Here is a 20,321-nt window from a genome sequence, read left to right as displayed (position 1 = left end):
ACCACAGAAGGACGTACCCGCTGACCGGGAGGTAGCCATATGCAACGTGGCCTTTGGGCGAGAACGTCACGGCACACTGACATCGCTGTTCCGACGGCGATGACGAAATCGTGAAGACCGTTCGAGAGGCGGCTCACGCGGTCGCCGATTCCGCCGCTGCCGAGGCTGAAGCGGCTGCCGCCGAGGCCGAGGCATGTGCGGTTGCGGCGCAGGCCAGGGCCCGGGCCATCCAGCTTCGCCGGCTCGCTGATCTGGCGACGAGCAACGACGAGGCGGCATCGTCACTGGCAGTGGCCGACATCGATCGTGACGAGACTTCTCCGGCCGGTGGCAGCGCGCCCGCCCGAAGTCGCCCTCGCTGGTGGGCACGCCTCAGGCGCCACCTCGTCGTCGGGGGTGCGACGGCCATCATCTGTGCACTGCTGGCAGTCAGTGCTTATCTGGCGTGGCTGCACGACGGCGTCACGCAGGAGCGTGCCCGTGCCGTTGAGTTCGCGGCGGCCGCGCGCCAAGGCGTGGTCAACATGACCTCACTGGACTTCGGCAAGGCCAACGACGACGTCGGCCGCATTCTGAGCAGTTCGACGGGGGCCTTCAAGGACGACTTTGAACGTCACGCAGCCGATTTCACCTCAGTGCTCGAGCAGTCCAAAGTCGTCACCAAGGGCGCCGTGAACGCCACCGCCGTCGAATCCATGACGGATGACTCCGCAGTCGTTCTGGTGTCGGCAACGTCAACGGTCACCAACGCCGCCGGAGCCAAGGCGGAGCACAGGTCCTGGCGACTAATCGTGACGGTGTCGCGCGACGCCGGTCAACTCAAGATGTCGAAAGTCGAGTTCGTCCCATGATCCTGCGTCAGAAGTCGCGCGCGGGGCTGGTGTTGCTGACGCTGGTCTTGGCGGCAACTGGGCTCGTCGGAGGCCTGTACTACTTCCAGTATCGCCCCGACCGGGACGCCGACACCAACGTCGCGCAGTCCGCCGTTCGAGCCGCCAGTGATGGAACCATCGCGGTGTTGTCCTACTCTCCCGACACCCTGGACCGGGATTTCGCCACTGCGAAGTCTCATCTCACTGGCGATTTCCTCGACTACTACAACACGTTCACCACGCAGGTCGTCGCTCCGGCCGCCGCCCAGAAGTCGGTAAGGACGAACGCCACCGTGGTCAGGGCCGCGGTCACCGAATTGCGCTCCGGCGCAGCCGTTGTCCTGGTATTCGTCAATCAGAGCACGTCGAGCTCCGGCAAACCCAACCCCACCATGACCTCCAGCAGTGTCCTGGTGACCCTGAACCGGGTCGATGGCGCTTGGCTCATCTCGTCCTTCGATCCCGTGTGACGACGAACCGCACGAGAGTCCTCAGTAGGAGAACGCCCTACGCAGGCTGCGGGCGTGCAATTCCCGGACCTCGCGGGAGAGGGCGACATCGGGCGCCGCGGAATCGAATCCGTGAAAGACGGCAGCGAACACGTGCAGTTCGGTGTGCACGTAGGCGTGCATCAACCGGTTGGCGTACTCCAGTGCTTCATCCCGGCAGGGACCGATCTCTGCGCAGCTGACGAATGCCGGCGCCAACCCCTCGAGGTTCGGCCTGGAGGCAGGAACGGTGTTCCTCGATAACGACGTGGCCGCTAGATAATGCGCCCAGCCGTGGTCCATCGCCCGGCCACTGAGTCCCGGGGTGCTCTGAAACTCCCGCCGCGATCTGGTCGAACCCCGGTCGAGCATCGGTTCGTGCAGAATCTGCAGGCGAATGCGTGGGCCCTCGGCATCGAAGACGCTCTGAGCCAGACCGGCCACCAACGCGGCTCCTGCATCCCGGCCCGCCAGTGCAACGCGACTCGGGTCCGCGTTGAGCTCTTCGGCATTGGCGATCGCATAGTCGAACGCAGCGGAAACGTCGTCAAGTGCGGCCGGGCAGGGGTTTTCGGGCGCGAGCCGATAGTCGACCGAGATGACGAGGCAGCCCGCCGTTCGCGCCAGCTCGACACAGTCACCGTGATCGGTGTCCAGATCCCCACTGACGAAGCCCCCGCTGTGGGCGTACACCACGATCGGCAGGGTGGCGGGACTCGCCGGCCGGTAAGTCCGAAGCCCGAGCTGCTGACCCGACCCACCGGTGATGGCGAACGAGGCCACCTCGACACCGGCGAGATCGACCGCAGCGGCCCGGACGGCGCTCATACTCTTGAGTCGATGCCGTTCCTGGGCAAGCGTGTCGTGTTCGAACTGCAGAACGTCGAGGCCGGCGGCGACGCCGCGCAACTCGGGATCGAGTCGACCCAGATGACCCGGCACGCCGACGGTCGTGTCTGTGCTCACTGGCTGCGTCCCCCGCGCACTACGACACCCACGCGAGCTCGACCCTTTGCCAGCCGTTGAGCAGTGCCGTCGGGTTGCGCTCCAGCGGAGCGTCGGTCAATTCGAGGCGGTCGAGATAAGGCAACAATCCACCGATCGCGGCTCGTACTTCCTGACCGGCCAGGTGAGCACCCAGACAGAAATGTATGCCGTGGCCGAACGAGAGGTTCTTGGCGGCCGGGCGGGTGATGAGAAAACGGTCGGGGTCGTCGAAGCGCCGGGGATCTCGGTTCGCGGCGGCCATGTGCAAGGCGACGATTGCCCCCTTCGGGATCGTCGTGCCCGCAACCTCTGTCTCTTCGGTGGCTTCACGAAACGCGAACTGGATCGGCGCCGTCAGTCGGTTCGCCTCATCCACCGCATTGGACAGCAGCGCAGGATCGTCGAGCAACAATTTGAGCTGGTCGGGGTTTGACAGCAGTTCGACCACGGTGTTCCCGATGAGGTTCGTCGACGTCTCATTGCCCGCGACCATGATCGTGATCGCCACCATCAATGTTTCGACATTGGTCAGCGCCTCGTTGTCGATCGCCGCGACCATCGCACTGACCAGGTCATTCCTCGGCTCAGCGCGCCGCGCCTCGATCAACGGCACGAAGTACGTGCTGAACTCCTTGATGTTGCTCAGCATCAACTCGTTTCGTTCAGCGGGACTGTTGCACTCGCCGCCGGCAGCCGCGGCGAAGGCGTCCGACCATCGTTTGGCACGGCCATACTCGCTTCGGTCAATGCCCAGGATGTGACAGATCATCTCCACCGGCAGCGGCACGGCCAGCCGCTCGACGAGGTCGAATCTGGGCAGGTCGCCAATCCCGGCCAGACAGCGGTCGACGATCGTGCTGATCGCGGAGGCCATCTCCTTGATCCGTGGGGGTGTGAAACCTCTGCTCACGATTCTGCGCATCCGAGTGTGCTGGGGCGGGTCTGCGGCGGCAATGGACTTGGCGGATGCCATCTCGTTCATATCGACTGGAATTCCCGCTGCCAGCGCCATGAGTCGCTCGATGACCTCCGGTTTCATCTCGGCATCCGACGGCGTCGAATCCCCCTCGTAGGGGTTGGGTCGCGACGAGAACACATCGGGACTCGACTGCACGGCCTTCACGTCATCGAATCGCGATATCACCCAGATGTTGGTAGCGCTCCGGTAGACCGGAAATCGCTCCCGCAACTGCGCATAGACCGCAGGCAACTGGTCGCGCGGACCGGGCTTGAACGGCTCGAACTCCAGAACACTTCCGTCGGCCGACAATGTCTCTCCTGTTCATTGGCGAACGCAAGCGGGCCCTCTCGCACAGCGGACGGCAGCGCCCGCAACAAGGGCATGTGCGTCATAGTAGGACGACATTTGCAAACAAAGCAAGGGTAGTTAGAGTAAAACAGCACCTGTTGTGACCAAGCGATGGGCCACACAGGTCTCGGCGGATCAATCAGGAGATCAGACGGTGTTCATTGCTCAAGTCGTGGAGGTGGTGATCGCGGCGCCCGACGACACCGGACGATTCCGCACCGCCGTCGACCACGCTCTGAACTGGTGGAACAGCGCGAGCGCAGAGCGACACCAGATTGTGCTCGTGCCCGTGCGCGGGCAGCACCGTACCGCCGCTGAGGATTTCGATCATGCGGGCAAGCCGGCTGCGATCCTCGATCGCTATGACGTGTTGATCGCGGTCATCGACCCGATGCAGCGAAATGCCGTTGAAGCGATAGACGACTTGGTGCGCGCAAAGCGCGCCGGCAAGTTGGCGCTCGCCTGGGTCATCGCCGAGTCACCGTCGGACGGCCTCAATGCGGACGACCAAGCCTGGTTGAGCAGCGTGGCGCAGCGACTGGCGAAGGAGGGAACCGTCCCTCGCTACATTGGTCACGAAGATTCACTCTTCGAGAGCCGCTTGCAAAGTGCCATTAGCGCCGATCTGCACTACACCAGTCTCAGCACGCTGACAAAGCGGTTCGCACGGGCCACGCCGACCCGCCAGGTGACGACCTACCGGATGCCCGTGGCATTGCTTGGCCCACAGATCTGGGCGGTGACCGTGATGAATCACAGCACCGCTTTAGCCACCGGTCTGACGGTCTCGGTGGATGCGGTCGACTCCGAGGGCAACGAACTACCCGACGCTTGCAGGCGCTCGAGGCAGTCGATCACCGATGTCTTCGCCAAGCTGAGGACTGGCCGGTGGCCGGAAGAGCGTCGACCACCGATCGACCCGGGTGTGGTGTCACCGGCTCCTGGGCCGTCATTTCTGACCAATCGGATGGACATTCTGGCCGCGCACACGGCGCTGGACTTCCCGCGCTGGCTGAGACCAAATCAACACGCCTCTGCTCTGTACCAGTTGGAAGGCAACGCATCTCCCCGGGTGCACATCCAGTTCGAGGACGAGGCGGGAGAGTCGTGGTCCAGAACGAACGACGCAGAGCCCCAGAGAGTTTCGCCATCCTCGGCACCCGGTCTCGGTGAGTTGCCAAGCAGTGCCGTCACCAGCCAGTGAATCGACAGAAAGGCACGGGTCGTGTCCTCAAGTTCTGACAGGCACAACGACTTTCCCCCCTACGACGTAACCGGCGACTGGGCAGATCTGTCCGCCGTCCCACGCGCAGCGTCCTGTTGGGTGCACAACGCCGTCGTCGCCACCGACGACGGCGAACTCATCGGTTTCCACGCCGGGCAACTGGTCGCGTTCGACACCGAGGGGCGCCTGCTACGAGTGGTCGAGACGGACCTCACCGAAGGCCACGGCATCAGCGTCGTCCGTGAGGGCGAGGACGAATACCTGTGGGTTTGCGATCCCGGTTTCGTATTCAGGTGCGCCGCCGACGAAGGCGATCCGAACTGGACTCCCCTGTTCGGCAAGGGCGTTCACTGCGAGACGCGGGCACCCCGGGTGGTGAAGATGACCCTCGATGGGCAGATCCTTTCCGAGCTGCCGAACCCGCCGCAGGATCCGGCGATCCCCGCCGGCCCGATGGGACCCTACTGCCCGTGCGGCTGCGTCGTGGACGAGGAGCGGTTCGGCGGCACGGGCGACATTTGGGTAGCCGACGGATACGGATCTGGCTTGGTTCATCGCTTCGACAAGGATGGAAACCACCTGTCGACACTGACCGGCGAAGAGGGAAGTGGACGACTTCTGTGCCCGCACGCGATCTTCATCGACCGCCGAAACGACAAGGTGCCGGAACTCTACATAGCCGACCGCATCAACGTGCGTGTCCTCGTCTACGACCTGGAGGGCCGGTACCTGCGCACGTTTGGCGAGACCTTCTTGAACAGTCCGAGCGATTTCGCGCAGTGGGGCGACCTGCTGGTGGTCGCGGAGATCTACGAACGCCTGGCCGTTCTGGATTCCGACGACAGCCTCGTCGGGTACATCGGCGCCGACCCGGATCCCGAGGCAGCACGAGGGTGGCCGACCCGGCCAGGATGGCCCAATGATCTGGCCGACGACGGGCGCGCGACGCTACCGCATCTCCCCCAGCACGATCGGTTCAACTCGCCACATTCGGTAGCGGCGGACGCCGACGGCAACCTCTATGTCTCCGAATGGTTGCTCGGTGGGCGATACACCAAGCTCACCGCGCGACGCTGACGATTCCGCTGGGGCTCAGATCCGTTCGACCACCAGTGCGGAACCCATACCGCCGCCTGCGCACATCGCCACTACCCCGATGCGCGCATCGCGGCGTACGAGCTCGTGAATGATCGACACGACCATTCGTGCACCGGTCGCGGCAATCGGGTGGCCGAGGCTGATGCCACTGCCGTTGACGTTCACGATTGACTCGTCCAAACCGAGGTCGCGTGTGCAGGCCACCGCCATCGTGGCGAACGCTTCGTTGATCTCGAAGAGGTCGACATCGTCGAGTGTGAGACCACTGCGCTTGAGCGCCTGCGGGATTGCCGTCACCGGTGCCATCCCGGTGTGCTGCACATCCACGCCAACGGACGCCCAGCCCCGGATCCGCGCCAGCGGTGTCAGGCCGTGACTGGCTGCGAAGTCGGAGCCGCCGATGACGAGCGCGGCTGCCGCATCGTTGATGCCCGCGGAGTTGCCCGCGGTGACGACGGCGTCGGGGATCTCCGGGTGTAGCACCTTCAGCCCGGCGAGCGCCTCGGGCGTGGTGTCCCGCGGATGCTCATCGGTGCTGAATGTGCCTGCCGTGACTGGGACGCCGACGATCTCGTCGTCGAAGTACCCCTTGGCGATCGCATTGAGTGCCCGCTGCTGCGAGCGTGCGGACCAGGCATCGGCCTGCTCCCGGGTGACGTGGTGAAGCCGTGCGGTGTTCTCCCCGATGGTCACGGACATGTCGAAGGGAGGCACACCGGGCGCATCGGGATGGCTTTGTGGTGACCACCGGGTGGGCTCCTGCGCGCCCGGTGCCATCTTGCTGAGCCGGGGCATCGTGCTGGCGCTCTCCGTTCCACCGGCGGCGATCACATCTGCCATGCCTGCGATGATGGTGGCGGCCGCCAACTGCACGGCGGTCGCCCCGGAAGCGCAGTGCCGGTTGATCGCTACCCCCGGCACCCCTGTCATACCGAGACGCACCGCGATGTTGCGTGCGATCACGCCGCCGCCCTGCAGTGACTCCGCAATGAACAGGTCGTCAAGGTCGGCGATCGGGATCTGGGACCGGTCGACTGCCGCGCTGACCGCGACCTCGGCGAGTTGGTAGGCATCTACCGACGTCAGAGATCCCTTGCGGGCGCGCCCGATCGGTGTCCGTGCGGCTGCAAGGATGAGTGCGTCAGGCATGGTGGCCTCCAGCGAATGAGTCGGGTTGTGGCTGCGAATGAGTGGTCATGTAAGGGGTCCACGCTCGGTGGCGAGCAGGTCGGCAAGCAGCTCGCGACGTAGGACCTTTCCGGTGGCGGTTTGGGGCAGCGCGTCGCGGACGACGATCAGTGCCGGAGTCTTGGAGCCGCGCAGCCGGGTCCGCACCCATTCGCGGAGCTCCTCGACGGCGACGGTGCGGCCGGGCCCGAACACGACTGCGGCGGCGATGTCTTGGCCCCAGTGCTCGTCGGGCATCCCCACCACGGCGGCCTCGGCGACCGCGGGGTGTTCCAGAAGGACATCCTCGATCTCGGCCGGCGCGATGTTCTCGCCGCCGCGGATGATGGTGTCGTCGGTACGTCCTTCAACGAACAGGTAGCCGTCATCGTCGACCCACCCGCGATCCCGGGTGGCGAACCATCCGTCTTCGTCGAGCACACTTCCCGCACCGCGGTACTCACCAGAGACCTGCTCGCCGCGGACATGGATGTCACCGGCGATTCCGGTGGGCAGCGCGCCGCCCGGCCCGCGGATCTGTATCTCGATGCCGGGGAGCAATCGGCCGGCCGAGCCGAGCCTGGCGCGTGCAACGGGGTCTCCCTGCAGCGCGGCGCGGTGGTCGTCCGGGCCGAGGACTGCGATGGTGGAACTGGTCTCGGTCAGCCCGTAGGCATTGACGAAGTCCACGGCGGGGAACAGCCGAATCGCGCGCTCCAGCACGGGGATCGGCATCTTGGCGCCGCCGTAGGCCAGTGACCTCAGGGTGGGTACGTCCGCGTTGGCCCTCTGGCCGAGGTGCTCGGTTATCGTGGCGAGCATCGTAGGAACGAGGAGGGCATGGGTGATCTGTTCGGCGCGCACGCAGTCGAGCCATCCCTGCGCGGTGAAGGTCTCCAGATAGACCACCCGTCGGCCGGCGCAGATGTTGCTCAACAGATTCGACACGCCCGCGATGTGGTACGGCGGGACGCTGACGATGACCGCTTCGTGTCCACCTGCCGCACCGAAGTCGACGCTGCCGAGCAGGTAGGAGGTCAGGTGCCGGTGGCGCAGCACGGCTGCCTTGGGTTCCGAGGTGGTTCCGCTCGTGTAGAGCAGCACCGCGACCGCATCGGGATCGTCGGACCACCGCGACGTGTCGTTCGTCGGCTTGACGCACGCCGCCCGCCACTGCGCCAAGGTGACCGTTTGGGCCGTCGTCGGGGGCGCTTGATCGGAGACGACAAGCGCATTCGGGTGGTGCGCGAGAAGGCCGGCCAGCGCATCACTGCCCAGCCGGTAGTTCAGCGGAACCAACGGGACGCCGGCCCACGCGGCAGCGAAGAGTGCCACCGCGAAGTCGTCGTCGTTGACTCCCACGTACACGAGCTCCTCGGCACTGTGCGCCGAGAGCATTCCCGCCCCGCAGCGTGCGCGATCGAGGAGGGCTGGGTACGTCAGTCCGGCTGCCGCATTTTCGGCCGGACCCACACGCCCGACGCCGACCCGATCGGGGGTACCCGTCGCCGCCATCTCCAGCAGTGTCAGGACGTTCAACGCTGCGGCCTCAGTCCGATGCCGGCAGCGCGGAAGGTGCCTTGATCGTCAGCACCCGGCCGTCCGCGGTGAGTACTCCCGGCCCGGGCTTGGTGCACAGCACTTCCAGCCCGGTGTCGGTGTCGACGTATCGCTTACCCAATGCGGTGTCGTTGTCGCCGATGTTCGTCGGTGCCGTGCCGGCCGAAACCGGGTCTGCGGTCATCGGCTGGCCGCCGCACGACAGCTCAAGCGGGGTTGCGGGGGCCCGCACCACGATGATCTCGGTGTCACTCACGTTGCTGCGCAACCGTTTTCCCGCAGCGAGGTCGGTCATTGGCTACCTTTCGTGGTGCGTGGGACAGCGTGCTGGTCCCCCCGTTTCGCCGAGCACGGATGAGCGGCGAATTCCCGGGCTCCCGCCTCGGGAGACGGCGATGGTGGGCGTCAGGCCCAAAAGTTGTACAGGGTGCGGGCGTTGAGCTCGACGATCTTGCGGGCCTCCTCGTCCGGCACGTCGACGAGGTGCTCGGCGAGCAGCTTTCGGGTGTGCGGCCAGTTGGAGTCGGAATGTGGGTAGTCGCTTTCGAACATGATGTTGTCGATACCGATGCGATGGCGCTGCTCGATGCCGGACTGGTCGGAGATGAAGCATCCAAAGATGTGCTCCCGGAACAACTCTGAGGGCAGCTTGTCGGCATTGACGTTGCACCAGTACTTGTGCCGGCCCCAGGAGTAGTCGATGCGCTCCAGCAGGTACGGAATCCAGCCAATGCCGCCCTCGGAGAGCGCGACCTTGAGGTTGGGGAACTTGTAGAACACGTCCGACATCAGCAGATCCACGGTGGCCATCATCGAATTCAGTCCGAACAACGCGATCCCGATGAACAGGTCGCCGTCACGGGCAAGTCCCTGCGGCATGCCGCCGGATCCGAAGTGCATCGACAGCGGCAGGCCGGCCTCCTCGCAGATGCGGAAGATCGGATCCCAGTGGTCGGTGTGGTAGGACGGCAGACCGATCTTGTGCGGCGCCTCGAGGAAGGAGATGGACTTGGCACCCTTGGTGGCCGTGCGTTCGATCTCGGCGACCGAGGCCTCGACGTCCCAGAACGGCACCATCATCAACGGGATCTGGCGCTCGGGGGCGAAGCCGCACCACTCATCGAGGATGAAGTCGTTGTAGGCGGTGATGCAGAGCTTGGCGAACTCTTTGTCGCTGGCGGTATGGAAGGTGCTGCCTGCGAAGCCACCGAAGTTGGGGAAGCACAACTGGGCCCAGACGCCCTCGATGTCCATGTCCTTGATGCGGTCCTCGATGTCGTGGCAGCCAGGCAGCATGTCGTCGTAGCTGCGGGGGTCCATCCCGAAGTCGCGCGGGTGCTTGCCCGCGACGGCGTTGAGCGCGAAGTTGCCGGACTGCTTGCCTTCGTATAGCCAGGTGTCGTTGCCGTCGGGCAGCTTCACGATGCGCGGAGCCACCTCCGCGTACTTGGCGGGCACCCGGTCGAGCCAGACGCGCGGGTGCTCGATGACGTGGTCGTCGACGGAGATGATCTTGGCGTCGTCGGGCAGCATGCTGGTTTCCCTTCAGGAACGACTGGTACACCGGCTCGAACACCAGACGTGGAACGAACTGTCTTCAGAGTAGAACGCTGAGTGCATTTACTGCAATGCAGGTCTGCCTGCGCGAGCTGCGAGGGCCTGCAGTCAGTCCGTATCGAGGATCCACAGCGCCTGCTTCGGGCACGCGGCAACTGCATCACGTACATCGGATTCCAGTTCGGGAGGCGGCTGCGGAATCAGGATGTCGACGACCGCGTCGTCGACCAGGTCGAACACGTCCGGGGCCGATGCCACGCACAACGCGTTCGCTTCACAGAGATCGGGATCGACTGTCACCTTCATATCTCCAGTAGACCATCACATTCTAATAGCGACAACCATGTGATCACTGTATGCATATATCAGTTTCATCTGTGGCAGACTGCCCTTCGTGCCGGCGTCGCCACCGGTGATCGATACACGCCGCGCCAGGTGGGAGTAAGGAATGAACAACGCAGTCATCGTCGACGTCGTCCGGTTGGCCTCAGGCAAGGGCAAACCCGGCGGCGCACTATCGGGCTGCCACCCCGTCGAGCTGTTGCGCCAGGTGCTGTCAGAGGTCGTGGCCCGAAACGATCTGGATCCGGCCCGTATCGATGACGTCATCGCCGGTTGCGTGGAACAGGTGGGTGAGCAGAGCTTCAACATCGCCCGCAGCGCGGCCCTGGCCGCGGGCTTCCCGGAGTCCGTGCCCGCCACCACCGTCGACCGCCAATGCGGTTCCAGCCAACAGGCGGTGCATTTCGCAGCGCAGGGCGTGATGGCCGGTGCCTACGACATAGTGATCGCGTGCGGCGTGGAGTCCATGAGCCGGGTTCCGATGGGAACGGCATCGTCGGGCGCCGACACGTTCGGCCCGAGCGTCGCGGCGCGATATCCGCAGGGCCTGGTCAAGCAAGGCGTGGCCGCCGAACTGGTGGCGGCGCGCTGGAAGCTTGATCAGGATTCCCTGGATGCGTTCGCCGTCACCTCCCACCAACGGGCGGCGGCTGCGGCCGCCGCGGGATGCTTCGCCGATGAGATCGTCGCGATGCCGGTCGTCGACGAGAAGGGCCGCCACACATCGCATTCCGTCGACGAGACGATTCGGGCGGCGACCACAGCCGAAGCGCTCGGCACGCTGAGGCCGTCCTTCGCCTCGACCGAAGCGGCCGCCCGCTTCCCCACCCTCGACTGGCGGATCACCCCAGGAAACTCGTCCCCGCTGACCGACGGGGCGTCGGCCGCGTTGATCATGAGCGAACAGACGGCGCTGGCGTGCGGCCTGCGGCCCCGCGCCCGATTCCACGCGTTCGCCGTCGCCGGGGACGATCCGCTCTACATGTTGACCGCGCCCATCCCGGCGACGAACAGGGCGCTGCACCGTGGCGGCCTGACGCTCGACGACATCGATGCCTATGAGGTCAACGAGGCATTTGCCTGTGTGCCACTGGCGTGGGCGCAGGAGCTTGGCGCCGATCCCGCGCGGCTCAATCCATGGGGTGGAGCGATTGCGTTGGGCCACGCCCTCGGGTCATCCGGAACCCGGCTGCTAGCAACGCTTTTGAACCATTTGGAGGCCACCGGCGGTCGCTATGGCCTCCAGGCGATGTGCGAAGGTGGCGGGATGGCGAACGCGACGATCATCGAGCGGTTGTAGGAGCGCACCATGGCAACTGACGACGTCCTGGTGATCACTGGTGGTGCAGGCGGAATGGGCCTGGCCTGCGCACGTGCGTTGGCTCACCGCGGGAGTCTGCTTCTGGTGGACCTCGGCGAGGAGCAACTCGAACATGCCCGCGCTGAGCTCGAAGCCAACGGGGTGCGCGTCGAGACACTGCGATGCGACGTGACCTCTCCGGCTGACATCGCGGCGGTCGCCGAGCGCGTGCTGGACATGGGCAGCTTTCGCTGCCTGGTGCACACCGCGGGTGTTTCGCCGGAGATGGCGGATGCTCGCACCGTACTGGACGTCGATTTGGCCGGCTCGGTGCGGATCACCGACGCGTTGTTTCCCCTCGTGACCCCGGGCAGCTCGGCGATCTTGATCGGCTCGATCGCCGGGTACAGCGACATTGCGGCGGCCGCCGAGCCGCTACTGGACGATCCGCTGGCCGACGGGTTCCTCACCGCCATCGAGCAGGCGCTGGGCCACCCCCTCGACAGCGCGACGGCCTACGTTCTCGCCAAGCGCGGCGTCGTCCGGCTGGCCGAACGTCTGGCCGCGCCGTGGGGCGTGAAAGGCGGTCGCACCGTGGCTATCTCGCCCGGCCTGATCGACACTCCGATGGGCAGGCTGGAACTCGAACGTCAGCCCGTCATTCCGCTCATGATCGATGTGACGCCGGTAAAGCGTTCCGAGCAACCACTTCCCGGGCGTCCCGAGGACATCGCCGCCGCGGTCGCCTTTCTGGAGTCCGACGCGGCGGCGTTCATCTCCGGCTGCGACCTCCGCGTCGACGGGGGACTCGTCGGTGCAGGCAAACACATGATGGGCGTCGGTTGATGGCCACGACCCGAGCGGGCTGGGTCGACCCGGAGATCGGCGAGAGTCTGCTGCACATGCCCGACTTCGACTTCTCCAACGAGAACCTTCCCGGCATGCGCAGCGCGACTGAGTTCGAGCCGCAATCCGCGCCCGACATCGATCGTGTCGAACTGACCACTGACCGCGGTGACGTCGCACTGTCCGTTCTGCGACCAGCCACCACGGTCGGCGAACTGCCCGTCCTGTACTGGATGCACGGTGGTGGGATGGTGATCGGCAACCGATACATGGACGACGCGCGCCTGATCGAGTGGTGCCGCGGGCTGGGCTGTGTTTGCGTGAGCGTCGAGTACCGGTTGGCACCCGAATCGCCGTATCCCAGGCCGCTCGACGACTGCGAGGCTGGGTTGCGCTTCATTGTCGAGCACGCCAGTGATCTGCAGATCGACCTGCGGCGGGTCGGGATCGGCGGACGAAGCGCAGGTGGCGCGCTGGCCGCCGGTCTCGCGCTGCGATGCCGAGACGGCTCCGACATCCCGGTGGCGTTCCAATACCTGGAATATCCGATGCTCGACGACCGCGGCCTGACTCCATCGAGCCAACTCGAAGGATTGCGCATGTGGAGTCGGGAATCCAATGCGTTCGGCTGGCGCAGTTATATCGGGGACCGGTGCGGCACCGACGATGTGCCAGCGGATGCTGCGCCGGCCCGGGCCACCGAATTGAGCGGCCTGCCATCGACATTCATCGGCGTCGGCACCGTCGACTGTCTGCGCGACGAGTCGATCGACTTCGCAGCGCGACTGTGCCGGGCCGCGGTGCCCACCGAGCTGCACGTCTACGCCGGCGCCGTGCATGGCTTCGACATGTTCGCCCACACCGCCCTCGCCCGAACCGCCGCGCGTGACAGCGCGGACTGGCTGGCCCGCCAGTTCGGTTGACGATTCGTGCGTGAGTCGCGCTAGCTGCCGCCGATGGCGGCAGCCCCGCGAAACGGGGGAAGCTGGGTGCGGGACATCCGACGGGCTTCGCTGGATGACACGCCAAGGGCGCGCAGCACGAGTTCAGCGGTGCTCGAGCCTGCTTCGCGCCACCCTTGGTGGCCCTCTAGGACCGTCCATATCGCGGCGACAGCGCTGCCTATGAGCAGCGAGGCGACGCCGAGCATCGACGCCTCGCCGACGTCGAAGCGATGCGCTGCGACGCCTGCCGCGACGTCCTGCATGGGCGGGCCAGACACGATGCTGCGAAGGCTCTCGTTGGTCAGGCCGAATCTGACGATGAATCTTCCAATTGCGGGGTCGTCGTGGGCAATTCGGATCAGCATGCGCAGCCCGGTGGGCAATCGCAGAGCCGGGTCGATGTCGCCAAGCGCATCGATCGACAGGGCCATGTTGGCATGCAGCTTCACCCCCAAATCCGAGATGACCTGATCGAAGAGCTGCTCCACCGACTCGACGTTGCGGTACAGCGTTCCACGGGCGACGCCCGCTTCGGCGGCCAGATCACTCATGGTCAGGTTCGCGCTGCTCCGTTCGGAGAAGAGCCTGATGGCTGCGGCAATGATGCGCTGCTCGGTCGCATTCGACACCAGGACTCCCGTCTCGTGCAGCGTCTAGAAACCCGCCAGAATCTGGCCAATACTGTATAAATCGATACACCATTGTCCTGATATGAACGTCAGTGTATAACTGTTGTGTCACAATTCGCGTGCATACCTGCCAATCCACGGAGGCACGATGGGCTCCGCCCCCGCCACCCCCACCTGGCCGACGGAACGCGGGCGCTACAGCGGCGTCCTTTTGCAGTTCGGCCAATCGCGGGCCGATCTGCTCGACGTGGCCCTGACGACCGGTGACCCACTGGCGGATGCCGTCGTCGAAGAGATCCACGCCGGCGGACGCGACGTCCGCCACCAACTCGACTCCGGGATCCGACACGGACTCGCCTCTCTGGACGCACCGCCTCCGGCGGTGGCTGCGCTGCTCGCTTCCACTGAGAATCTGCCGGACTACGCCGACGACGATGTGCTCGACAACGCCTCGATGCCGTTCTTCACCATGCCCAATCCGGTGCACCTCGTATCCCTCAGTGCCGGCGCACTCATCCGGGTCTATGAGTCACCGTCGATATCCAAGGTCCTGGCCACTACGGGGCGACTGGTCGAGGGTGCCGATCGACGGATCCGCGAAACCGGTAAATGGGTGGCCACGGTGATGCTGCCCGGCGGACTCCGACCAGGGAGGCCCGGCTACGTCGCGACGTTGCAGGTCCGGATGCTGCACGCACACATGCGCCGGTTCGCGCGCACGCACGGCTTCGACGAAGGGGCATATGGCGCACCGATCAATCAGGTCGATCTCGCCCGCACCTGGATGGACTTCACCGTCACGACGCTCAACGCCGAACAGGCCATGGGCTTCGGCCTCACGTCGGCGGAGACCGCAACGCTCTACCGGTATTGGTGGGTCGTTGCGCACATCCTGGGCATCGATCCCGACCTGGTCGAAGGCATCCAAACCAACGAGCAAGCCGCTCGGGTCGACGAGCTCTATCAGGCCGTGACCGGCCCGTTGATCGTGGATTCGGTCACATTGGCGGGTGCGACACTCGACTCGATCACCGACATGTTGACCGAAGCGCTCGGTGTGCCCGAAACACTCGGCAACAAGGGGTTGCACAGCCTGGCCCGACGCTTCCACGGCACCGCGGTGGCCGACGAACTGCAGATCGGCGAGGACAAGATCGCCGACGCCGCCATTTCCGCCGCCATCAACGGAATCCGCGCCCACCGGCTCAAACTCCGCCGCGACCCACAGAAGTGGTCCGCCGAACAGGCCAAGAACCTCGAAGCGGCCCACGCCATGCTCGGAGAAGCGGACAACGCCCTCTACGAAGCGGACCGCAGCGAAACCGAATCGCGGCACGCCGAGCCGACGCTCACCTGACCCACGATCCCTCCGCGCGGAACTGATCGATCTCGTGATCCTGTTCCAGTCTCATTCGTCCGTCCTCTGCTCAGTCACCTCGCCGCAGAAGCAGCGCTCCTCCGGGGGTACCGCCGCCGGTGGTGACGACCGCAACCTGGGCGTCGGCGACCTGGCGGTTGGCCGCCTCGCCCCGCAGTTGTGCGATCGCCTCGGCCAGGAAGCCGAAGCCGTGGGTCCGTCCGGCCGACAGCTGACCGCCGTGGGTGTTGAGCGGCAACTTGCCGTCCAGCGCGATGGTCGTTCCGCCATCGAGGAAGTCTGCGGCCTCCCCGAGGCCGCAGAATCCGAGCGCCTCCAGCCACGAGACGGCGTTGAAGGTGAATCCGTCGTAGAGCTCGGCGACGTCGACATCGTCGGGCCGCAGGCTGGTGCGGGTCCACAGATGCGCGGCCGGTCCGAATACCTGAGGTTCGTGGGTGAGAGTGTCCTGGTCCCAGGAGATTCGGTCGATCACCTGCGTGCCCACGGCCTCGACCAGCACCGGCGACTTCGGTCGGTCGAACGCCGTGTCAATCGATGACACGACCACCGCGATGGCCCCGTCGCACGGCACGTCGCAGTCGTAGAGGCCGAACGGCGAGCTGATCATTCGCGCCGACAAGTAGTCATCCAGGGTGAGCGGGTCGCGGTAGATCGCGGCCGGATTGCGCGCCGCGTTCGCGCGCGCGGTCAGCGCGATGGGCGCCAGCGTTGATGCGCGGTCGCCGCCGTAGCGCCAGAAATAGTGCGAGGCGTTGATTCCGATCCAGTTGGCGGCCGACATGGCGCCGAACGGAGCGCGCCACTCGAACATGCCCGACGCTCCTCGGCTGCCGCCGGACCGGGACGTCGCGGCTCTGGCCAGGGTGGTGTGCGTGGATTCCCACACGGTCCGGAAGCACAACACGTGCCGGCACAGCCCGGCCGCGACGGCGAGCATCGCGGACACGACGCTGCCGCTCGGCCCGGGAACTTCGCCCCCACCGCTGATCCAGGTGGGCTGGATGCGCAACGCCTCCTCCAACGCGGTGACCCCGCCCTCGGACATGCCCCCGACGGAACCTCCCGGATAGGTCGCCAGGCCGTCGATGTCGGCCAAGGTCAGACCGGCGTCCTCGACGGCACGCAGGCACGCCGTGACGGTCAGGGAGAGCGGATCGACCATGAGGCGGCGCCCGATGGTCGAGCTGCCGACCCCGGTCAAAGCGACCTTGTCTTCAAACTTGCTGGTGGACACCATCGGGCGCACTGCCGAGGTCAGGTCGCGTGGGCCCGGGACCTGTCCGGCCCCCGAAGCCTCGGGGTCGGGTTCGAACAGGGGGATCCACACCTCGTCGTGCTGCTCGAACACGACGCGCACCTGCATGCCGATGGCGACGTCACCGGGATCACAGCCGACGATGTTCGTCGTCAGTCGGGTGGACGGATCTTCGGCGAGGGCGACGACTGCGACGACGTAGGGCGGTGGGAACTTCGGCAGCCACTGCTGATGATTCACGGTGAACCCGGCGACGGTCGCATGTCCCGATACCGGCGTCATCGTCACCTCGGCGCAGCGGCATGCGGGGCAGATCGGCTGCGGCGGGTGATGGTAGCGGCGGCAGCCCTGGCATTGGGCGATCCGGAGCCGCCCGTCGGCTCCGCTGGTCCAGAACCGCTCGCTGCTGATGCTCGGGGAGGGCAGAGGCCGCGCAACCGGTTCGTCTGGGCCGGGCTCTTTCATCACACCTCCGGTCAAGCCGACGAACTTCTCGCACGCACCGTAGCAGACGACGAATATGTTGTCTGGCGTCAAAGTAGAGGATGATTCTACTTATATGTACAGTAACGACCTCGTAGAGGGACAATCAGTTGTCACAGCAGACAGGGGTGAAGGTTCACGTGAAGGTCAAAGGCAGTGCCGCGGTGGTCGTCGGAGGCGCCTCCGGCATGGGGCGGGCAACCGCGGAACGGTTGGCGGAACGGGGTGCGCGAGTCGCCGTACTCGACCTGCCGACATCGGAGGGAGCCGCCGTGGCCGAGGAACTCGGCGACGGATCGTCGTTTCATCCGTGCAATGTGACCGACAGCGACGGCGTCGAGGCGGCGCTGCAAGCGGCTGTCGACGACCTGGGTGCCCTGCACATCGCAGTCAACACCGCCGGGGGCGGCGTCTCCCAGCGCACGCTGTCCAAGACGGGACCCCACTCCCTGGACGCCTTCCGGTCGGTAATCGAGCTCAATCTGATCGCCACCTTCAATCTGAACCGGCTGCAGGCCGCGCACATGAGTCGAAACGAGCCGGACGACGCCGAACGCGGCATCATCGTCAACACCTCCTCGATCGCGGCATTCGAAGGCCAGATCGGCCAGGTCGCCTATACCGCCGCCAAGGCCGGGATCGCCGGGATGACCCTCACCATGGCGCGTGACCTCGGCAGCCTTGGCATCCGCGTCACCGCCATCGCGCCGAGCCTGTTCGCGACGGGAATCACCTCGCGGATTCCCGAGCAGATGGCCGGTGAACTGACACGCGACGCGGCCTTCCCCCGCCGGATGGGCCGCCCCGGCGAATACGCCGCCCTCGCGGTGGCCATCATCGAGAATCAAATGCTCAACGGCAGCGCGATCCGCCTCGACGCCGGCCAGCGGTTCGCCCCGAAGTAGCGGCACCCCTAGTGGATCTCGGATTCGCCGACGCGAAGGCAGTGGTCGCGGGCGGTACCCGCGGCATCGGACTGGCGACCGCCGTGCAGCTGGCGGGCGACGGCTGCCGGGTCGGTCTGATCGGCAGGGACCAGACCCGACTGGAGGAGACCGCCGCCGCCGTCGCGGCCGCCGGTAGTCCCGAAGTACTCGTGCTACCGGCGGACCTGGCGTCGGAGTCCGAGGTCGCTGCCGTCTTCGAAACCGTCCGGAACCGATGGGGCGACCTCAACGTGCTGATCAATGCCGCCGGGCCGTTCGGTGCGGGGCGCTTCGAGGACCTCGACGACGAGGCGTGGTCGACGGCGTTCGACCAGGGGGTGATGTCAGCCGTGCGCTGTGTACGGGCGGCGTTGCCCGTGCTGCGGGCGGCGGACTGGGCGCGCGTAGTGAACGTGACGGCGATGTCGGTCCAGCACCAGTCGCCGTCGTTGGTGAGCTATACGGCGGCGAAGAGCGCCCTGCTCAGCGTCACGAAGAACCTCGCCCGCTCCTTGGCGCCCGACGGCATCCTGGTCAACGCGGTTGCTCCGGGCCCGATACTCACCGACTGGGCGCGACCAATGCTTGCCGCCACCGAGATCGCGATGGACGACTCTGTCGGCGCCTACGAGCTGCTGGGCCGCCGCCACGGCATGGCGGTCGATCTAGGACGCTTCGGCCTGCCCCACGAGGTGGCGGCCGTCATCGCATTCTGCGCCTCGCGCACCAACGGCTACATGACCGGTGCGCACCTCAACGTCGATGGTGGCAGTGACTTTCTGTGATCACCGTCGAGGACGACTGCGGGGTAAGCCGAGCCGGTTCTCCACGATGAGGCTGCGCAGCACCTCACTGGATCCGCCGTAGATCGTCGTGGCGACGGCGCTGCGATAGTGCCCGTCCAGGCTGCCGTCCAGTGGGCTTTCCGGATCGGTCCAGTCCAGCATTCCCAGGGTGCCTGCGATGTCGATCGCCGCAGCCGATGCGCGCACGTAGCTCTCCGGACCGAATAGGGCCGACACAGGTCCGGGCTTGTCGCCTTCGGCGTCGAGGAAGGCGACGCGCAGGTCGAGCAGGTCGGCGACCTCGGCCTCGATCGCCATCTGTGCCAGCCGCTGGCGCACCAGCGGGTCGTTGATCAGCTCGCCGCCTCCGGGGGCGCGGTGCTGGCGGGCGTACTCGACGGCGTCCGCGGCGATCCAGCTGGTTCTCGAACCCGGTGCGACGTTCTGTTCGGCCTCTAGGGCCGCGCGCATTACGGCGAAACCCTGGTGAGCCTCTCCGATGCGGTTGGCGTCGGCGACCCGGACGTCGTTGTAGAACACGATGTTGGTGCGCTCGTGGCCCATCGTGCGCACGGCCTGGATTTCGATGCCGGGCGAGTCCAGCGGCACCAGCAGCATGGTCAGACCGCGGGTCCCCACCGACTCCGGCTGGGAGCGAGTCAACAGGAAGCAGTAGTCGGCCCGGTGCGCGAAGGTGGTGAAGATCTTCTGCCCGTTGACGATCCAGTCGTCGCCGTCGCGTTGCGACCGGGTGGCGCAAGCGAAGACATCGGATCCACCCGCGGGCTCGGTGTAACCCAGACAGATCAGGGTCTCACCTGCCGCCACCCCGGGCAGGACCCGGGATTTCAGTTCCTCCGAGCCGGCCGCCCGGATCGCGTTGGCGGGCAACATGGTGGTACCGGGTCCGGCCGTCGGAACGCCGCCCTTGCGCAGGGTGGTCAACAACACCGACGCCTCGAAATGGTCCAACCCGGCGCCACCCTCCTCGGCGGGCCACATCGACGCGACCCAGCCGCGTTCCCCCAGCTTCTTGGTCAGGTCGCGGTTCACGCCGTCGCCGGTGCGGCGCTCATCCTCGATCATCTCCCGGATGACGTGCTCGGCGACGAACGCCTCCGCTTGACGACGGATTTCGGTCCAGTTGGCAGGTTCGGTGAAGTCCAT

20 protein-coding genes are annotated in these 20,321 nt (G+C 65.9%); 10 read left to right on the top strand and 10 right to left on the bottom strand.

Annotated features, from left to right (window positions below):
• Positions 1 to 110 precede the first annotated feature (110 nt).
• Positions 111 to 851, top strand: coding sequence for a hypothetical protein (locus HNP02_RS35940; protein ID WP_255507349.1), 741 nt, complete (start codon positions 111 to 113; stop codon positions 849 to 851).
• Entirely contained in the window at positions 779 to 1,342 is a 564-nt protein-coding gene (locus tag HNP02_RS35935) for a twin-arginine translocation pathway signal (protein ID WP_375373748.1), read from the top strand. The genes HNP02_RS35940 and HNP02_RS35935 overlap by 73 nt, the downstream gene beginning before the upstream one ends.
• A 21-nt stretch (positions 1,343 to 1,363) precedes the next feature.
• Here HNP02_RS35935 and HNP02_RS35930 read toward each other — a convergent pair whose 3' ends face one another.
• Together HNP02_RS35930 and HNP02_RS35925 are read right to left on the bottom strand one after the other, a co-directional pair.
• Positions 1,364 to 2,326 carry an alpha/beta hydrolase gene (locus HNP02_RS35930; RefSeq protein ID WP_309241810.1) on the bottom strand — a complete coding sequence of 321 codons (963 nt, stop codon included), beginning with the start codon at positions 2,324 to 2,326 and terminating at the stop codon, positions 1,364 to 1,366.
• A gap of 19 nt (positions 2,327 to 2,345) precedes the next feature.
• Positions 2,346 to 3,617: a cytochrome P450 gene (locus HNP02_RS35925; protein ID WP_184445424.1), complete on the bottom strand. Its 1,272-nt coding sequence runs from the start codon at positions 3,615 to 3,617 to the stop codon at positions 2,346 to 2,348.
• 193 nt (positions 3,618 to 3,810) lie between these two features.
• Here HNP02_RS35925 and HNP02_RS35920 point away from each other — a divergent pair, with 193 nt between their 5' ends.
• Positions 3,811 to 4,860: a hypothetical protein gene (locus HNP02_RS35920; RefSeq protein WP_184445423.1), complete on the top strand. Its 1,050-nt coding sequence runs from the start codon at positions 3,811 to 3,813 to the stop codon at positions 4,858 to 4,860.
• Positions 4,861 to 4,881: 21 nt separating this feature from the next.
• Positions 4,882 to 5,958: a hypothetical protein gene (locus HNP02_RS35915; RefSeq protein WP_309241809.1), complete on the top strand. Its 1,077-nt coding sequence runs from the start codon at positions 4,882 to 4,884 to the stop codon at positions 5,956 to 5,958.
• Positions 5,959 to 5,973: 15 nt separating this feature from the next.
• Here the strand turns inward: HNP02_RS35915 and HNP02_RS35910 are convergent, their stop codons facing one another.
• From HNP02_RS35910 to HNP02_RS35890, 5 genes are all read right to left on the bottom strand, one after another.
• Positions 5,974 to 7,128 carry a thiolase family protein gene (locus tag HNP02_RS35910; RefSeq protein ID WP_184445422.1) on the bottom strand — a complete coding sequence of 385 codons (1,155 nt, stop codon included), beginning with the start codon at positions 7,126 to 7,128 and terminating at the stop codon, positions 5,974 to 5,976.
• Positions 7,129 to 7,173: 45 nt separating this feature from the next.
• On the bottom strand, positions 7,174 to 8,685 hold the full coding sequence (locus HNP02_RS35905; RefSeq protein WP_184445421.1) for a class I adenylate-forming enzyme family protein: 1,512 nt from the start codon (positions 8,683 to 8,685) through the stop codon (positions 7,174 to 7,176).
• 10 nt (positions 8,686 to 8,695) lie between these two features.
• On the bottom strand, positions 8,696 to 9,001 hold the full coding sequence (locus tag HNP02_RS35900) for a hypothetical protein (protein WP_184445420.1): 306 nt from the start codon (positions 8,999 to 9,001) through the stop codon (positions 8,696 to 8,698).
• A 110-nt stretch (positions 9,002 to 9,111) separates the two neighbouring features.
• A complete protein-coding gene (locus HNP02_RS35895) occupies positions 9,112 to 10,239 on the bottom strand; it encodes an amidohydrolase family protein (RefSeq protein WP_184445419.1) in 1,128 nt (375 codons plus the stop codon).
• A gap of 132 nt (positions 10,240 to 10,371) precedes the next feature.
• Positions 10,372 to 10,569, bottom strand: a complete 198-nt coding sequence (locus HNP02_RS35890; protein ID WP_184445418.1) for a ferredoxin — start codon at positions 10,567 to 10,569, stop codon at positions 10,372 to 10,374.
• A 142-nt stretch (positions 10,570 to 10,711) separates the two neighbouring features.
• Here HNP02_RS35890 and HNP02_RS35885 point away from each other — a divergent pair, with 142 nt between their 5' ends.
• Genes HNP02_RS35885 through HNP02_RS35875 form a run of 3 tightly spaced genes read left to right on the top strand, consistent with a single transcriptional unit; the run spans position 10,712 to position 13,674 of the window.
• Positions 10,712 to 11,905, top strand: coding sequence for an acetyl-CoA C-acyltransferase (locus HNP02_RS35885; protein ID WP_184445417.1), 1,194 nt, complete (start codon positions 10,712 to 10,714; stop codon positions 11,903 to 11,905).
• Positions 11,906 to 11,914: 9 nt separating this feature from the next.
• Positions 11,915 to 12,751, top strand: coding sequence for an SDR family oxidoreductase (locus HNP02_RS35880; protein ID WP_184445416.1), 837 nt, complete (start codon positions 11,915 to 11,917; stop codon positions 12,749 to 12,751).
• Positions 12,751 to 13,674: an alpha/beta hydrolase gene (locus HNP02_RS35875; protein WP_184445415.1), complete on the top strand. Its 924-nt coding sequence runs from the start codon at positions 12,751 to 12,753 to the stop codon at positions 13,672 to 13,674. Before HNP02_RS35880 ends, HNP02_RS35875 begins: the two co-directional genes overlap by 1 nt.
• Before the next feature lie 20 nt (positions 13,675 to 13,694).
• Here the strand turns inward: HNP02_RS35875 and HNP02_RS35870 are convergent, their stop codons facing one another.
• Positions 13,695 to 14,324: a TetR/AcrR family transcriptional regulator gene (locus HNP02_RS35870; RefSeq protein WP_184445414.1), complete on the bottom strand. Its 630-nt coding sequence runs from the start codon at positions 14,322 to 14,324 to the stop codon at positions 13,695 to 13,697.
• Between the two features lie 148 nt (positions 14,325 to 14,472).
• Here HNP02_RS35870 and HNP02_RS35865 point away from each other — a divergent pair, with 148 nt between their 5' ends.
• On the top strand, positions 14,473 to 15,681 hold the full coding sequence (locus tag HNP02_RS35865) for an oxygenase MpaB family protein (RefSeq protein ID WP_184445413.1): 1,209 nt from the start codon (positions 14,473 to 14,475) through the stop codon (positions 15,679 to 15,681).
• Positions 15,682 to 15,751: 70 nt separating this feature from the next.
• Here the strand turns inward: HNP02_RS35865 and HNP02_RS35860 are convergent, their stop codons facing one another.
• Positions 15,752 to 17,425 (bottom strand): OB-fold domain-containing protein, encoded by a 1,674-nt coding sequence (locus HNP02_RS35860; protein ID WP_184445466.1) that lies wholly within the window; start codon positions 17,423 to 17,425, stop codon positions 15,752 to 15,754.
• Between the two features lie 158 nt (positions 17,426 to 17,583).
• Here HNP02_RS35860 and HNP02_RS35855 point away from each other — a divergent pair, with 158 nt between their 5' ends.
• Together HNP02_RS35855 and HNP02_RS35850 are read left to right on the top strand one after the other, a co-directional pair.
• Entirely contained in the window at positions 17,584 to 18,348 is a 765-nt protein-coding gene (locus tag HNP02_RS35855) for an SDR family NAD(P)-dependent oxidoreductase (protein WP_184445412.1), read from the top strand.
• 11 nt (positions 18,349 to 18,359) lie between these two features.
• Positions 18,360 to 19,154: an SDR family oxidoreductase gene (locus HNP02_RS35850; RefSeq protein ID WP_184445411.1), complete on the top strand. Its 795-nt coding sequence runs from the start codon at positions 18,360 to 18,362 to the stop codon at positions 19,152 to 19,154.
• Here the strand turns inward: HNP02_RS35850 and HNP02_RS35845 are convergent, their stop codons facing one another.
• Positions 19,155 to 20,321, bottom strand: a complete 1,167-nt coding sequence (locus HNP02_RS35845) for an acyl-CoA dehydrogenase family protein (protein WP_184445410.1) — start codon at positions 20,319 to 20,321, stop codon at positions 19,155 to 19,157.

Origin of the sequence: Mycobacterium sp. AZCC_0083, from assembly GCF_014202335.1 — a bacterium.
GTDB lineage: Bacteria > Actinomycetota > Actinomycetes > Mycobacteriales > Mycobacteriaceae > Mycobacterium.
The sequence above is the reverse complement of the archived record's forward strand: the minus strand, read 5'-3'. Positions and strand labels throughout refer to the sequence as shown.